Source organism: Providencia sp. PROV202, assembly GCF_028479565.1.
GTDB classification, from domain to species: Bacteria; Pseudomonadota; Gammaproteobacteria; order Enterobacterales; family Enterobacteriaceae; genus Providencia; species Providencia zhijiangensis.
In genome coordinates, this window is record NZ_JAMPNV010000018.1 from 12,165 (window position 1) to 27,239 (window position 15,075).

The 15,075-nt window shown below is 39.2% G+C and carries 17 protein-coding genes; 3 read left to right on the forward strand and 14 right to left on the reverse strand.

Translation table 11 applies throughout. The features are described 5' to 3' along the window. Positions 1-48: 48 nt before the first annotated feature. The 3 genes from fbaA (at position 49) to PR799_RS13410 (ending at position 2,066) form a co-directional block, all read left to right on the forward strand. Positions 49-1,125, forward strand: coding sequence for a class II fructose-bisphosphate aldolase (gene fbaA / locus PR799_RS13400; protein ID WP_132496207.1), 1,077 nt, complete (start codon positions 49-51; stop codon positions 1,123-1,125). A gap of 172 nt (positions 1,126-1,297) precedes the next feature. Next, positions 1,298-1,573 (forward strand): VF530 family DNA-binding protein, encoded by a 276-nt coding sequence (locus PR799_RS13405; RefSeq protein WP_154628280.1) that lies wholly within the window; start codon positions 1,298-1,300, stop codon positions 1,571-1,573. Positions 1,574-1,652: 79 nt separating this feature from the next. After that, a complete protein-coding gene (locus tag PR799_RS13410; protein WP_154628279.1) occupies positions 1,653-2,066 on the forward strand; it encodes a GNAT family N-acetyltransferase in 414 nt (137 codons plus the stop codon). 118 nt (positions 2,067-2,184) lie between these two features. On the opposite strand, the gene PR799_RS13415 is transcribed toward PR799_RS13410, so the two are convergent. From PR799_RS13415 to hpaB, 14 genes are all read right to left on the reverse strand, one after another. Further along, entirely contained in the window at positions 2,185-2,442 is a 258-nt protein-coding gene (locus PR799_RS13415; RefSeq protein ID WP_154628278.1) for a helix-turn-helix domain-containing protein, read from the reverse strand. A gap of 33 nt (positions 2,443-2,475) precedes the next feature. Further along, positions 2,476-3,864, reverse strand: coding sequence for an O-antigen ligase domain-containing protein (locus PR799_RS13420; RefSeq protein WP_272522396.1), 1,389 nt, complete (start codon positions 3,862-3,864; stop codon positions 2,476-2,478). A 21-nt stretch (positions 3,865-3,885) separates the two neighbouring features. Beyond that, on the reverse strand, positions 3,886-4,941 hold the full coding sequence (locus PR799_RS13425; RefSeq protein WP_272522398.1) for an adhesin: 1,056 nt from the start codon (positions 4,939-4,941) through the stop codon (positions 3,886-3,888). A gap of 15 nt (positions 4,942-4,956) precedes the next feature. Further along, positions 4,957-5,463: a fimbrial protein gene (locus tag PR799_RS13430; RefSeq protein WP_272522400.1), complete on the reverse strand. Its 507-nt coding sequence runs from the start codon at positions 5,461-5,463 to the stop codon at positions 4,957-4,959. A gap of 10 nt (positions 5,464-5,473) precedes the next feature. Then, positions 5,474-6,010 (reverse strand): fimbrial protein, encoded by a 537-nt coding sequence (locus tag PR799_RS13435; RefSeq protein WP_154628275.1) that lies wholly within the window; start codon positions 6,008-6,010, stop codon positions 5,474-5,476. Beyond that, positions 6,003-6,368 carry a hypothetical protein gene (locus PR799_RS13440; protein ID WP_154628274.1) on the reverse strand — a complete coding sequence of 122 codons (366 nt, stop codon included), beginning with the start codon at positions 6,366-6,368 and terminating at the stop codon, positions 6,003-6,005. Before PR799_RS13440 ends, PR799_RS13435 begins: the two co-directional genes overlap by 8 nt. Positions 6,369-6,395: 27 nt before the next feature. Next, entirely contained in the window at positions 6,396-7,124 is a 729-nt protein-coding gene (locus tag PR799_RS13445; protein WP_272522403.1) for a fimbrial biogenesis chaperone, read from the reverse strand. Between the two features lie 12 nt (positions 7,125-7,136). Then, on the reverse strand, positions 7,137-9,626 hold the full coding sequence (locus tag PR799_RS13450; RefSeq protein ID WP_272522404.1) for a fimbria/pilus outer membrane usher protein: 2,490 nt from the start codon (positions 9,624-9,626) through the stop codon (positions 7,137-7,139). A 26-nt stretch (positions 9,627-9,652) separates the two neighbouring features. Then, positions 9,653-10,207: a fimbrial protein gene (locus tag PR799_RS13455; protein WP_272522405.1), complete on the reverse strand. Its 555-nt coding sequence runs from the start codon at positions 10,205-10,207 to the stop codon at positions 9,653-9,655. 41 nt (positions 10,208-10,248) lie between these two features. Continuing rightward, positions 10,249-10,800 carry a fimbrial protein gene (locus tag PR799_RS13460; RefSeq protein ID WP_006657258.1) on the reverse strand — a complete coding sequence of 184 codons (552 nt, stop codon included), beginning with the start codon at positions 10,798-10,800 and terminating at the stop codon, positions 10,249-10,251. A gap of 468 nt (positions 10,801-11,268) precedes the next feature. Next, positions 11,269-11,751, reverse strand: coding sequence for a FidL-like protein (locus PR799_RS13465; protein ID WP_272522406.1), 483 nt, complete (start codon positions 11,749-11,751; stop codon positions 11,269-11,271). Then, complete coding sequence (locus tag PR799_RS13470) at positions 11,741-12,433, reverse strand: winged helix-turn-helix domain-containing protein (protein WP_442959923.1); 693 nt, start codon at positions 12,431-12,433, stop codon at positions 11,741-11,743. The genes PR799_RS13465 and PR799_RS13470 overlap by 11 nt, the downstream gene beginning before the upstream one ends. Before the next feature lie 299 nt (positions 12,434-12,732). Next, entirely contained in the window at positions 12,733-13,251 is a 519-nt protein-coding gene (gene hpaC / locus PR799_RS13475) for a 4-hydroxyphenylacetate 3-monooxygenase, reductase component (RefSeq protein WP_272522409.1), read from the reverse strand. A 19-nt stretch (positions 13,252-13,270) separates the two neighbouring features. Beyond that, complete coding sequence (gene hpaB, locus PR799_RS13480) at positions 13,271-14,833, reverse strand: 4-hydroxyphenylacetate 3-monooxygenase, oxygenase component (protein WP_108479482.1); 1,563 nt, start codon at positions 14,831-14,833, stop codon at positions 13,271-13,273. Between the last annotated feature and the right edge of the window lie 242 nt (positions 14,834-15,075).

Here is a 15,075-nt window from a genome sequence, read left to right on the forward strand (position 1 = left end):
TACACAACAGGCAGCGTAGGCTGCCTGTTCACCACAGGACCTTTTCACATGTCTAAAATTTTTGATTTTGTTAAACCAGGTGTTATCACTGGTGATGATGTACAGAAAGTTTTCGCGGTTGCCAAAGAAAATAACTTTGCATTGCCAGCTGTGAACTGTGTTGGTACTGATTCAATTAACGCCGTACTTGAAGCGGCGGCTAAAGTACGCGCTCCAGTTATTGTTCAGTTCTCTAACGGTGGTGCTGCATTTATCGCAGGTAAAGGCCTGAAAGCTGAAGGGCAACAAGCAGCTATCTTAGGTGCAATTTCAGGTGCATACCACGTACACCAAATGGCAGAGCACTACGGTGTGCCAGTGATTCTGCACACTGACCACTGTGCGAAGAAATTGCTGCCATGGATTGACGGCCTGTTAGATGCGGGTGAAAAACACTACGCGAAAACCGGTAAACCACTGTTCTCTTCTCACATGATTGACCTGTCAGAAGAATCTCTGGAAGAAAACATTGCAATCTGTTCTAAATATTTAGAGCGCATGGCGAAAATCGACATGACTCTGGAAATCGAATTAGGTTGTACTGGTGGTGAAGAAGACGGTGTTGATAACACTGGCATGGACAGCTCAGCGCTGTACACCCAACCAGAAGACGTGGCTTACGCTTACGAAAAACTGAACGCTATCAGCCCACGTTTCACTATCGCGGCTTCTTTTGGTAACGTACACGGTGTTTATAAGCCAGGTAACGTACAATTAACGCCAAAAATTCTGCGTAACTCCCAAGATTACGTGTCTGAGAAATTTAACCTGCCACACAACAGCTTAGATTTCGTTTTCCACGGTGGTTCCGGTTCAAGCGCTGCTGAAATCAAAGAAGCAGTAAGCTACGGTGTTATCAAAATGAACATCGATACCGATACTCAGTGGGCAACATGGGATGGTATTTTACAGTATTACAAAGCGAAAGAAGGCTACCTGCAATCTCAGTTAGGTAACCCAGAAGGCGATGATAAGCCAAACAAAAAATACTACGATCCACGTGTGTGGCTGCGTAAAGCACAAGACTCAATGGTTGTTCGTTTAGAGCAAGCATTCAAAGAACTGAACTGCGTAGACGTTCTGTAATTTACGAGTTTAACTTGTGAATAAATCATCCCCCAGCAGGGTAGCTTGCTGGGGGATTTTTTATGTTTTCACTAAGGAGCCTGTCACTTGCCGTATTGATTGCGAGCGCCTTGCTTTTCTTGTAACCTTCGCGTGCTTTGAACACTCTGAAATGCCCTATAAGGTAATCCAAATGACTGAACATAAATCTAAAGACCCGTTACATGGGGTTACGCTTGAAATGCAGGTAACAGAATTAGTTAACCATTATGGCTGGGCAAAATTAGGCAGTATCATCAAAATTAACTGCTTCAACAAAGATCCCAGTATCAAATCAAGCTTAAAATTCCTACGAAGAACGCCATGGGCACGAGCTGAAGTTGAAGCGCTTTATCTTGATATGCTAGAAGACGATTCAATGGATGATGCTAATTTGTCTGATGATCCGTGGGGTAATCACCGCGTTTAATGCCTCGACCAAAAGATACATCCCGTCCCGCTATGATCTCTATCTATGGATCGTCACTACGAATGGAGAGTAAACCACTATGCTGATTCGTCTAGCCACTTTGCAAGATATTGCTGCACTCCTCAATATTGATACCTATATCATGGTTGACTCTATCCGTAGGCAGCAAATTCAAGACTGGGTTATGAGTCAAAGCTGTTACCTTGCGGAAGAAAAGGGAGAAGTGCTGGGGTATGGCGTATTAAATTACCATTTCTTTGGCTGTGGTTTCATTGAAATGCTTATGGTTGCTGAGCGGTTTCGCCACCGAGGTATTGGTCTTGCATTATTGAAGGCTTTACAGGAAATTTGTCATCACCCTAAATTATTTACATCGACCAACCAATCCAATTTGTTGATGCAAAAATTACTGTTAAAATCGGGTTTTATTCCTAGCGGGCAGATTGACAATCTCGATGATAATGACCCAGAAATTATTTTTTATCATAAATAAAAGTCATTGATATTAGTTTAGACTGCTTTATAAATGAAAATACCCTCTAAAAAGAGACTTAGAGGGCATGATTATGTCGCGACTAAATTAGGCTGTCGATGGTATGAATACAGCGGCATTACAGATTAATCGGTAATGTTACCGAAGAATTCCTACGTTCTAAAAAGTAATTTAAATCGCACTGAAGCACATTAGCAAAAATACATAATCGGTGGATCGTAAAATTTTGAGTTCCGCGCTCATAACGAGAGATTTGTTGTTGGCTTAAGCCAGTTTTTTTACCAAGAATACTGGCGCTCCAACCTAATAATAGGCGGCGCTTACGAACTTTTGCACCAATATCGGTATTGGAGATTTGATTGTCATAGAGAGTCATTATGCTGTCCTCGTTTATCCTTTAATTTTCTCATTATGCAAATGAGAAAATATTGGTGTGAAAGAAAGATTGGCCATTAAATAAATTTAATCCAATAATAAAAACGCTTAGGCCAATAATAAAAGTGCTAAAGCTAAATAATAACGATAAGTGCTTGTTAATATAAAAGTTTGATTGTTCTTTTAATGGGAATGACGCATCTGAAAATGATAAAAATAGTATAATCATTCCCCAATGCAGTACCGACTGTAAAAATGGGTGCTCTAAGTTACTGTTGATGACAACAGGCGTTAGCGCTAATACCAACGATATTGAGTATCCATTTCCATTTTTTTTATATTTAATGATTGACTGATAAATAACATAAATTCCTCCTGTAATAAGAAATGACATGAAAATAAGATTAATATATCCACCTGTCATCACCCAACGTAAAATTTCATTAAAAACATGTGGCATGATGTAATTATCAGAACTCAAGAATGGAATTTGATTTGCTTCAAAGCTCGCATTCATTATTAATGGTTTTTCCCACACTTCAGTTGGTGGTGAGATAAACAGTGAAATGGAAAACCTCAACATTTGTTTAATATGGAAACGATTAATAATTTCACTATCAATATATTTTGGACATAACTGAATCAAGTAAACACCGATAAAAACGGCAATAGCAATGATGAAGTAGCTTACACTCACTCTGAGTTTATTTTTCTGATAAAACAAGCAGATAAATGTAAAGGCGCACACTGCAAAGCTCAATATTATCGTCATGGACTGCAAGATAACTAGCATCATAGTAAAAAGGAAAATGCCAATACCCAATAGCATCGTGCGGCATTTTTCTTGGAAAATTGATGCTAATTTAAACTGCGATAAAACCATCGCCATTAACGATAATATGCAACTCATTGCCATATTAACCGACAAAACGGTGATTTGCTGGGTCAAGCCGTATGAGCGCATGCCCGTTGCAAAATAAAAAATATTAGTTTCAAAAATATACTGGTAAATAGTAAAGAGACACTGAATTACATTAATAATTATGAAACAATAAATACAGAAAGATTGAATTAACCATTTTTCTCTTATTTGCAGCCCGACAATATAGAGTATTACACCGGCACTAATTCCAGACCAATACCAAAATATGATATTGGTATTTTCTTGCACATAAAAAAGATTAATACTTAATATCACGAGCCCTAGACAAAAACACATTGCAGGAATCGTAATGAAAATCCGATTTTTTCTATAAAATACGGTAAATGCAATGATGGAAATGATTAATGCAATCGCTAACCAGCTAATAATGTTTTGAGGCAGCGATTGCCTTAAACTACCTAAATTATCAATATAAATTATGCTGGCGAGATTCCAAATAATAAAAATACTAATAAATACAGCACGAGAAAGCATAATCATATTATTTTTTACAACATGTTATTATAAATAAGTCGCAATTAACCACGCATTACCGGTATATTTACCTGGTTCAGCATCTAATCCGTAAAGATGACTTTCAATTTGAATATTCTTTACTTTTTCAATGGTGGTTTCGATGGTTTTACCCCGTTGATTGGTCTCTGCATCGTACAGGGATAGCTCGGAATAAATGGTGTTATTGCCTGATTTTAACGGCACCCGCTTTTGTGGATCACTATCTGTTACATAATCTAAGGCGAATTTCACTCTAACCCCCTGACTTCTATCACATTGATAGGTTGCAGTGCGGGTTTGTTTACTGTCAAATTCAATGGCATCCAGTGTATTGTGATTGATATTTAAGTTATCAATATTGGATTTACAGTTTGATGGGTAGTTAATTATTGATTGAGTTAAATCCAGTTTCACGCCTGATTTTTCAGCAGGAATAAACATGTCTGGTGTTCCTGGGTATTGGAACATACGTGTATAACCCGCAATCATTGCTGGTGGAATAACAACTTTGCCATCCAGTGGAATTTCTTTTACATAGATACGGACTTCAAATGGAAATTGAACGGTAAAATAGGAAGTACTTTGTGAGGTTTCCGTACCACTACATCCATTACCGGCAATATTTTTCCAGCCTTGGGTAATTCCGTTGTCTGAATACAAAGTAAAAAACGTATTACCATTAATTTTATATGCAGTTAACCCTTTGATAGTAAATCCAGCTTCAGGCATATACGAAAATACACGGTGGAAGGCATAGCTTGAAGCCAGCCCGCTTTGGTAGTTACCTTCTAAATAGTTAACTTTACAGTACACCGTGCCAACAGGTTGTGAAGTGCTTTCATCAATCACAATGCCTTCTTTATTAGGCGGAGCAACGGAATAGTATTTCTCTCCATTACTGCCAATCGTTGGGGTGTCGGCTAATACAGAATTATTAGAAACAAGGTTCATTTTATAGGAGCCACCACTACCCGAATAGCGGGTTAATCCATGGGAAACTTGGTTGTATAAAAACAATGACATAACCATTGCCATTAATGAAATTTTCGATGTTTTTTTCATTGTCGTTACCTAACTTTAAAGATAATCAATCATGACTGACAGTGCCGCACTAAATGGACCCACTTCAAGGGTTTCTGGTAACTGATTCGTAACTAATTGTGACTGCAAGGTCAATGTGGCAGTGTCACCACTCACTGACGGGAAGATGGGCTCCCATTTCAGTAGATTGATAGCGGTATTTCTATTGGCTTGGGAAAAGCGGATCCCTAAACCTTGGATCGTGGTGCTTAATACCGTTTCGTTATTAATCGTGAGGGTCGAACCCTCTTTTGGGGACAAATAAATCCGTAAGTTTTTACGCAGATCGCATTGCTTAATTAGGATCCCAAAGTTTTGCTTTTCTTCTGTTAGGCGGTCCAAAGCGACATTTTGAAAATTGACGTACAGTTCTTTATCACCGTTTTCATTGGTGATCACACAGGATGGACGCACCAATGTGGTTTCCAACGTAATTAAAATATCAGCCAGTGAAAAGCTGCTCATCAGTAGGCAAATCGCCCCTAAAAAACCGGATATTTTCATCTGCATTCTCCTACTGGTAGTCCAGATTGAAAGTGACTAAGGATGAGAAACTCCCTGTTTTGAGCCGCCCGTTAAAGGGCTTTTGTGCATATACCCCAAATTGCAGCGGATTAATGGAGCCTTTTCCCGATTCCGTGACGGTACTGATATCAATCGGGGTATTAAATTTCAACGCTTGAGCATTCTTGCCATCAGTTAACGCCAGTAACACATTGGACTCGCCAGTTGTTTTCAAATAGGTGACGCCATTGTGAGTTTCCGTATCTTGAGTATTTAGCGTAATTTTGATGGTCTTATTTAATGCTGCGGTTGAGCAATCGACGATATCCAACTGAAAAGGTTGAATATCAGAACGACCTTGATTTTCAAGTTCAGAAAATCGTAAGCCAGATAGGTAGACCTTTTTCTTCGTATCGTCATCGGATAGACGGCAACCAAGAGGCACGAGTGTTCCTTCAAAATAGACGGATAAGCTATTTGCCAAGCTGCCGTAGCTGGTGAATAACAAGCTACTCATGCTAACCATAAGTGCGAATGTTTTAGTCATAAATCATCTCCAAACGGCGTGCTGAATTCTCGGCTGGAAGTAAAAAGGTCATACTTTCATTTGTCTGCGGCTTTGAAAAAACATATTGCTGACCCGCAAATTTCAACGTGAATGGCGCCCACGTTTGGTTATAAGTGCGGGTGACACAATGGGCATAACTCACGGTAAATTGATAAACAGGCTCATTGACATGATTGACTGCTCTCGTCATCGTCACATTAGGCTGGCAAGGCGTTATGAGAAAACGCGCATGAACATAAACAGTGCCTGTTGTTTCCAATAATGAGGGTTGCGATGGCGTTTCTGCCAATACAGGCATGGCGAACATGAGCGATAACCCAAAGTGATACAGTTTCATGTTGATATTCCTGTTTATCCGTTACGTCTATGGTGCGACTGTGCACTGCGATGCTTGGCACTTAAACGCCAGTGATGGCTTTCCACCATAATCATTGATATAGGTGAGATATGGTGTCGCAAATTTTGCTGATTTTAGGTTATGGGTTGATTTCGGTGGCACCATAACGGCATCAAAGTCACTCTGCTCAGACTGCTTCTGGCTGTTACCAATGCCGATAATAGTCAGATAAAAACTTGTTGGGTTATTCAGTTGATAACCATTGGCTGTTGGGGTTAATGTCACCTGTTTTGTCCAATCTTTTTTGCTATCAGCCACAATCGCTTCTGGGCGATAAAACAGTTTTACACGGCTTTGTAGGGCGATTTGTAGAACACCCGCTTCTGTTGATTTTGGTGGAATTTCACGCAAGTTATAGTAAAACAGAGATTCTCTATCCTGAGGTAACTTACTGATATCTGGCGCAGTGCTTAAACGCACTAAGCTGGTGGATTTTGGCTCCATACGCTGAATCGGTGGTGTCGCGATAATCGGGCCAGCTTCCAATTTTTTCTCTGATGCATCTTCTAACCATGACTGCGCTAAGTAAGGCAGTTCAGGGTTATCATTGCGAATAGTGATGTTAATAGACTGCTGATCACCATCAAAAATAATACGAGTACGATCCAGTGTCACTGCGGCGTAAGTAGCGCCCATAGCACAGATAGAGGTCAATAAGACACTGGTGCGAAGTAAATTAAAAAGATTTGATTTCATTTAAATTGTTTCCTAATGACAAATTAATACAGGGTAGCTTTCCGCACTGTTTTTAAACTCAGTGACTTGCGTGCTGCATTGCAATTTATTTCCCCAGTAAAGGTTAAGCAGGTCATTTGGCATCACGCCGACAATCCATGTGATCCCTTGCTCACCCACAATGCCGAGCTCAATGTTATTTTTATTACGCACACTGGCGCCAAAGGGTGGATAAGTACCATCTGCCAATTTTAAACGGGCAAAGGTTTTTTCCCCTTGGATAACATTAAGGCTGCGATAACCGATGGCTCCACGAGTTAATGTGGCTTCGGTAACGCTCTCTAACGCTTCGATATTGTTCGGTAATTTACTGGTATTAATTGATGCTGTTGTCTTGCGATAGCTACTTACGTTAGGGAGTACGGTTAAGCCAAAGCGGTTAGTTTTATAAACACCGCCATTTAATGGCACGTTACTCGCGCCTGGCGTTTCAACGACTAAGCGTGTTCCACCATAGGCTGCCTGATGCATTGCAATCCCTTCTTTGACCAACGTGATCCCACCATTTATCGAACCACCAATGGTGTGGTATTGGTTCGGTACATAACTGGCATTGGCGGATAGCGATGCCGTTGGAAAGTTCTGGCTCAAGTAACCGCTGAAACTGGTTTGTGAATCCTGAAATTGTCCCGTTTGATAACCCACGTTGAGGTTATAGCTACGTTGATCGCTGTAGCCGCTGTATCCCACATTATGGGTTGATGAGCGGCGTCCACTCTGGTCTTTTGTGTAGCCTTCAGAGAAACTAAAACTACTCCCCATAGTGAATGGAACTGTGACGTACAAATTAATCGCATCATCTTGATATCCAGATCTTTTGGATCGAGTCGCTGATGCAGTTAGGCTAATGTTTTTCAACCCTAAAGCGACAATATTGAATGCGGTGTTAATGTAAGCCCCAAATTGCTCTTCGGTTTGGCTATTCCAATACGTGTTGTACTGGTAATTTCCACCCAGCGAGAACGAGTCAAAATATTTATTAATATTGACCTGATAGCTCTCTTTATGCGCTTGGGTTTCTGTCCCCGTGCGACGTTCATCCAGTGTTTGTTGCAAAGAACGATAGGTTTCATCCGAGAATCGATATCCTGCGAAGGTGATATCTGTCCTCGCTTCATCAAACGATTTTGAATAACTTAAGCGATAGCTGCGCCCTGTCAGGGTGTTGTCCAGCAATTTCGCATGGGATTGTGTCACGTCAAATGACAGGCTCCCGAAGGTAAATAAGTCTCGCCCAAAACCCGCAGAAAAAGCTTGGTAGTTTTTGGATAAAATCGAACCACCATAAATAGACCAAATATTGTTAAGTCCATATGACAGCTCGCCTGATGCGGTCATGTCCCCTTCCAGGTGACGACCATCGTAACGTGGTTTACCAACGGCAAATTTGTAGCGAATTTGTCCCGGACGCGTTAAGTAGGGGAGTGCCGCCGTGGTGATGCTGAATTTTTGCTCTTCGCCATTTTCTTCACGTACGGTGACATCCAAGGTTCCACGAATTGAGCTATCCAACGTTTGGATCTGGAACGGTCCCGCAGGAACCGTGGTCTCTAACACGATACGATCATGGCTTTTAACGATGACCGTTGCGTTAGTTTGTGCTATCCCAATAATCTCAGGTGCATACCCCGTCAGTTTGGGTGGTAGCATATTTTCGTCGGTTTCTAATGACAAACCGGTAAACTGCCAAGAATCAAAAATTGCGGAATAGAAATAGTTTTCCCCTAACGTGAGAACCGAGGCGATATTTGCTAATGAACGATAAGCATATAAACGGCTGAATATGGCATCGCTATATTCATTGTTATAGTTACCCGATGATTTACGGTAGTTTGCTTGGTAATCCCCACGTAAACGCCACGCGCCAAGGTTTAATCCTGTGGTTCCGTTAGCTGATAAATAGGACTCTTTGGTTCCGCTATCTCGACGGCTGAATGAGCCCGTTAAGGAATAGTCGAGTAAAAAACCATTAATACCTTCTTCCCAGCGAGAAGGTGGCACCCAGCTTGGATCGGTATATTCCAAATAACTTTGTGGGATCAGAATTGACAATGTTAGCGTCGATAAATCCACACTCAGCGTACTACCTTCAAGAGCAGATAAATCCATACACTGATCGTTATCACGATATTTGACTAAACGAATCGCTTCAGGTTTTAAACCGAGTTGATCTGTAATTTCCGCTGGAATACATATGACACTAAATAATGAATCTTCAGAAGACGTAGGTGCACCAATAGTAATATCGCGCGCGTTACCCAAACGTTCGTTATTGACTTTAATCGTTAAGTGATAATTTCCAGGCATAATAAATCCGGCCTGAGAAAACTGGCTAAAGTCAATATTCTGAGTATCTTTGGTATCAAGCATATCTGTATTAAATTCAACAGAAAAAGCGACAGTAGGAATACTGGATAAGCAAGATATAATAATTAACTGGTGAAAAACATTAAATTTAGCCATAGTGTTCTTATCATTTAAAATATTTATTAGTCGTAACTCACATTGAATTTAATCGTGGCAAAGTAATTTCCGGGTTCAATCTCATTATTAATGGTGTCAATTTCTGTTTCATATTTCAAAAAGCTAGTTTTTGTTTTTCTATCAAAGTAAATGGCGCTATTTGAAATAGAATACGATTTATTCGGAGTGACTAAATTGTTATTGGTGTCATAAATATAGACAACGACGCCATCCGTGGGGCCTGATAGTTTGATTGCATTGTTGTAGATATCACTATTGGCAAAGAATTTAATTTTTATGCCTTTGCTATTATCTTTGTCATATTCACTAATGCAGTTGTTTAATTTAATGTTGAATATTTTTCTATTATTATTTTTTGCTTCTTCTGTACTGATGTCACTTTTAGAAACAAGGTCATAATTAATATATTGATATTGGCTGTCTGTTTCTATTGAGCAAGGGGCAGCAACAATATATCCACGCATCACTGTTTCGCCACGAATACCGCCATCAATTGTGTATTCAGCATTAGAAATAAAAGGTGTTAATAATATTGACCATAAAAAAAATAAATTTCGCATAATGAACCTTTTTATTGGGAGGGTTTCCCCTCCCATAAAAATTACTCGTAAGTGATTTTGAAATCAGCGATAGAGTTAAATTCACCTTCAGTTACTGGAGTTGCAGCATCAACACGTTTTGCTAATGCAGTAAATTCCAGAACGTTTTCACCTTGTCTGTTACGAATTTGGTTCAGAATAGATTTAGCTTCATCAAATTTAAAATCTTTAATTTGAATACCAACGTTAGTAGCAGTACCAGTTACGCCTAAGAATTCTTTATTTGTACCGACGTAGTTTTTACCACCGAAAGTAATTTTGATGTCTTTAACTGCAACCCATTTACCTTCAGTATCTTTACTGAATTCGTCGAAGTTACATTCTTTTAATTTAATTGCGATATTTTTTTCTGCTGCATTACCAGCTTCTAAAGATGCACGTGAAAGTTGACCAAAAGGAACTTCTTGTTTAGTGCTTTCAGATTCGATATTACATGGAGAGTTAATAACTTGACCGCTGAAATGTAATTCACCTGTGTTACCGCTAGCTAAAACTGAAGCAGACAGAGTAGAAGCTGCAAATAAAACAGCAACAGATAATTTATTCAATTTCATATTATAGATCCTTAAAGATAAGTAATTGTCAGTCCCTAAAAAGCCTAAGCAACTGAATGTTTCAACTTAGGATTGAAGACTTCATTTTTAAACGTACTTGGTATTTAAAAGTACTAAACGTTAAATCATTCCCTGAAGTGTTGAATGCAATTTGCCTGATGTATCCATTCGTAGGCTTTTTGTGTAAGTCATTTCGACGAAAACAAGTTTATCCATTAGAGGAGTTTTTTGAAATAAAATGTTGATACTTTAATAAAGTAAAATATTTAATTCTAATATTAATGTTTTTAACGTTGATTTTAATGTTTTAATTTCAATATCGTCTGGCGATGAATGTTTAATGACTTTTGCTTTAAGGTAAATTAACAAGTAAATTTTAAGTTATAAAAAAATAGAGCATCAAATATCATAATTCGATGCTCTATTTTTGTAGTTATTGAGATGTTATTGAGAAATTACTGAGATAGGTCAAATAGTACAAATAAAAAGAGGGGAAAAATTTTCTTCAAAAATATAATTTTTATCACTTAAACGTTTTATTTTCACAAAATAGATTTGGTCTTTCTGTGGAATTCCGCGTATTTTGATTTTATCTTGGGCTTGGTCACTTGGATCAATGAAAATATTTTCAACGCGTGAAAAAAAATGCCCACCTTGATAGACATATTTCATATAAAACTTACGAGAAATTGCATAATTTGTTCCATTACTATTAATTGTTCCATTCATTATAAAAGTATGATGATCAGGAGCATGCTCATTTGGGATAATACTTAATAGGTAGTATCCTTTTAAATCTGAACGACTGTCTGATATGTTAATTTTCAAAGTTGCTCGGCAATTTGGAACGACGGGAGTATGATTTATATAATAAAAATAACCGCTCATAATGACTAATATAGTTGAAACAATCAGTAACCAAACGGTTCTGACCGATTTCTTATTTGACATAGAAATTCTCACAACTCACAGTTGCACTGTCTTTTGGGGTGGTAGGACAATAAGATAAAAACAAAAAGTTATCATAGAGATTTTTATCGTTAGTGACGATACCCACGTTGTAATAAAACAAGGTTGCTGGTTTTTTACAATCAATGTTTAATCGAGTTAGCTGATTTTGTAAGTCAGTAAAATTGATCGTGGTCATATCAGGTTTATGGTAGCTATTTATATAGCGTATACTGCATTGGTCAATACGTCCAACTTCAGGGTATTCAGTGCGCGTAGCAAAAAAATAGCTTTTAAAAAGATACAACAAGCAAAAAATAATAATGACAACTAAGGTAAGCTCAATATAGCGGTTATTGAGAATGTAACTCTTTTTCTTTACCGATAGTGGTGGGGTATTTTCTATAATTGAAGGCTGTTCAGATTCCTTAAGTAATATATTGGGTTGCTCTTCTTGATGGGGCTCTTGATTTAATTCAGTCGATAGAGACTGTAATTTTGCATCAAACTTTATGCCCACTTTGGGAATCGTTGTAATAATTTCCTCCTCAAAAAAGGAAGAAAGGTGGCGGCGTAAAACAGAAATGCTGCTATTAAGGTTATTATCAGATGCAACTTGGTTATGTTCATCCCATACTCGGCTTAATAATGTATCCCTATCTAAAACTTCACCATTATTTTGCACTAACACCAATAATAAGCGGTTTAGTGTGGTAGTTAGTTTAATTGCATCGTCGATATTATCGCGATATAACAACCCCTGATGGCTGTCATAAATAATATTATTTATAAGATATTTCATATTTTGATTATTTTTATTTATTTAGGTGTTATATAAGTATTAATCCAGTTTATACCTCTAATTTGGTCGGTGTCAATTAGACAGAAATAGCTTAATTATTTATTTCATTTAAGATCATTAAGTTAGATTAAGGTAATAAAAAAGCCCCTTAATAGGGGCTTGTTTTACATAATGAAGGTCAATTAGGCCGTAGGTTCTAAAATTTTATGCAAAACGGGATGGAATTTACGTTTAAAATAGACTAAACCGTGTCCATCATCGCTAACAACAATCTTTTTCATCTCAACCATATAGACAGAGTGAGTGCCAATATCTTGGACTTGGGTAATTTCCCCCTCAAGATTCGCAAGGGCATTTCTTAACAATGGTTGTTCTAAAATACCTTTATCCCACATATCCCATCCAAAGCGCTCATCCATTGTCGAGCCTTTCATACCCGCAAAGTGACAAGCTAAATCTTCTTGGTCATGGTTGAGAACGTTAACGCACAGGCGGCCATTCTTTTGAAAAACCGCATTCATAGCACTGTTGCGGTTAACGCATACCATCAAAGTTGGTGGCGTATCAGTCACAGAACACACCGCGGTGGCAGTAATACCGCAACGACCTTCTGGACCATCCGTGGTGACGATGTTAACAGCGGCACCGAGACTTGCCATCGCATCTCTGAAGCGTAAGCGATGTTCATTTTCTAAAGACATTTTGACCTCCTGCTGCCGATTACTTCAGCAGCGAATCTAACAGATTAATATCGTTGTTGTTGTGCAGGTGAGGGCGCTTCCAGCCGTGCTGATCATAGTCAGACAGGCAGCGATCAACCATATCTGTCATGGCTTTCATATTGCCAGAACCGTATGCATGACGCAGACATTGCAGACGAATTTCGTCTTGGCTTCCCGCGTAGTTAATTTCATACAGCTCGTGGCGACCACCGAATTCACTACCGATAGCATCCCACATTAATTTTAAAATTTTAATACGTTCAACGTGATCCATCCCATTTGAACCGCGAACATATTTTGCCAGATATTTGTCAATCTCTGGGTTATTCATATCACGAACGCTTGATGGCAGATAGATCAAACCACTTGTTACGTTACTTTCGATGATATTCTTGATTTTGGTGTAGGCCATTGGTGCCATAACGCGATACGTTTGGATGGCTTGAGTATCTGGCAGGAACGCGCCGCCTTCCCAAGCTTTTGCTTCTGAACACATAGCATCAGTCAGTGACCAGAACAGGTTACGCCAAGCAACCACTTCACCAAGATCCGCTTGAACGCCACGGAAATCAATAACACCCGTACATTCAAGGCTCTTTTGTAGAAGACCTGTAATGAAGTCCAGTTTGACGGCTAAACGTACACACGCTTGTAATGGGAACAGGCGAGCAAAGCCACCTTGTACCGCCCAGTTACGAGCACGGTCGAAATCACGATAAATCAGCACGTTTTCCCATGGAATTAACACATGATCCATGACCAGAATGGCATCATTCTCATCAAAACGGCTTGATAACGGGTAATCAAACGGAGCCCCTGTTGCACCAGCAACTAATTCATAAGATGCACGGGAAATTAATTTCACACCGTCCGCATCCATTGGTGCAACAAACATCAGAGCAAAATCAGGGTTATCACCCATGACTTGTGCAGAACCAAAACCGATAAAGTTGTAGTGTGTTAACGCAGAGTTGGTTGCAACAACTTTTGCACCGCTGACGATAATACCTGCATCAGTTTCTTTTTCTAGCTTTATATAAACATCTTTAACTTCATCGGCAGGCTTATGGCGATCGATAGGTGGGTTAACAATTGCATGGTTAAAGTATAAACCGCTCTCTTGAATACGTTTGTACCAGTTGCGTGCGTTGTCGGCAAACTGACCATAATATTCTGGGTTAGCCCCTAAACAGCTGGCGAATGCCGCCTTATAGTCTGGAGTGCGTCCCATCCATCCGTAGCTTTGGCGTGACCAATCGGCGATGGCGTCGCGTTGTTGGCGTAAGTCATCGGCACTTTTTGCGAAGCGGAAGAATTTGTGTGTATACCCGCCGTTGCCTGTGTCTGTGCCCCAGCAAAGCTGGTCATGAGTCGATTTATCATGAAGCGCATCATATAACTGTCCTATAGAAGCTGCAGAGTTACGAAAAGCAGGGTGCGTGGTGACATCTTTAACACGCTCACCATAGATATAAATCTCGCGACCATCTTGCAAACTTTTTAGATATTCTTGGCTATTAAATGGGCGCTTAGCATCGGAACGAAAATCTTCTGGTTTCATGTCTACCTCGTTTTAGAACAAAGAGGGCTTGCGGGTTGTCGGCGAACAAAGGTTGCAAGCTTGAATGATGTTAATTTTATGTTTGTTTTGTGTTTACTAATTGAATCGTTTTCTGTGGGGTTTTAAAAGAGACTTTCCAAAGAAACGCTGGTACTTTTCGTTGGTGAGATGGTTTTATGAAAGAAATGTGATCTTATCGATATTTTAATATTAATGCTATTTCATTTATTTTAAATAAACTC

Excerpts from the sequence above, each read along its gene's own strand:
- hpaB (WP_108479482.1), bottom strand. The coding sequence starts at position 14,833 with ATGAAACCAGAAGATTTTCGTTCCGATGCTAAGCGCCCATTTAATAGC.
- fbaA (WP_132496207.1), top strand. The coding sequence starts at position 49 with ATGTCTAAAATTTTTGATTTTGTTAAACCAGGTGTTATCACTGGTGAT.
- PR799_RS13415 (WP_154628278.1), bottom strand. The coding sequence starts at position 2,442 with ATGACTCTCTATGACAATCAAATCTCCAATACCGATATTGGTGCAAAA.
- PR799_RS13450 (WP_272522404.1), bottom strand. The coding sequence starts at position 9,626 with ATGGCTAAATTTAATGTTTTTCACCAGTTAATTATTATATCTTGCTTA.
- PR799_RS13460 (WP_006657258.1), bottom strand. The coding sequence starts at position 10,800 with ATGAAATTGAATAAATTATCTGTTGCTGTTTTATTTGCAGCTTCTACT.
- PR799_RS13405 (WP_154628280.1), top strand. The coding sequence starts at position 1,298 with ATGACTGAACATAAATCTAAAGACCCGTTACATGGGGTTACGCTTGAA.
- PR799_RS13410 (WP_154628279.1), top strand. The coding sequence starts at position 1,653 with ATGCTGATTCGTCTAGCCACTTTGCAAGATATTGCTGCACTCCTCAAT.
- PR799_RS13430 (WP_272522400.1), bottom strand. The coding sequence starts at position 5,463 with ATGAAAATATCCGGTTTTTTAGGGGCGATTTGCCTACTGATGAGCAGC.
- PR799_RS13455 (WP_272522405.1), bottom strand. The coding sequence starts at position 10,207 with ATGCGAAATTTATTTTTTTTATGGTCAATATTATTAACACCTTTTATT.
- PR799_RS13420 (WP_272522396.1), bottom strand. The coding sequence starts at position 3,864 with ATGATTATGCTTTCTCGTGCTGTATTTATTAGTATTTTTATTATTTGG.
- PR799_RS13445 (WP_272522403.1), bottom strand. The coding sequence starts at position 7,124 with ATGAAATCAAATCTTTTTAATTTACTTCGCACCAGTGTCTTATTGACC.
- PR799_RS13425 (WP_272522398.1), bottom strand. The coding sequence starts at position 4,941 with ATGAAAAAAACATCGAAAATTTCATTAATGGCAATGGTTATGTCATTG.
- hpaC (WP_272522409.1), bottom strand. The coding sequence starts at position 13,251 with ATGTCTTTAGAAAATGAACATCGCTTACGCTTCAGAGATGCGATGGCA.
- PR799_RS13465 (WP_272522406.1), bottom strand. The coding sequence starts at position 11,751 with ATGTCAAATAAGAAATCGGTCAGAACCGTTTGGTTACTGATTGTTTCA.
- PR799_RS13435 (WP_154628275.1), bottom strand. The coding sequence starts at position 6,010 with ATGACTAAAACATTCGCACTTATGGTTAGCATGAGTAGCTTGTTATTC.
- PR799_RS13440 (WP_154628274.1), bottom strand. The coding sequence starts at position 6,368 with ATGAAACTGTATCACTTTGGGTTATCGCTCATGTTCGCCATGCCTGTA.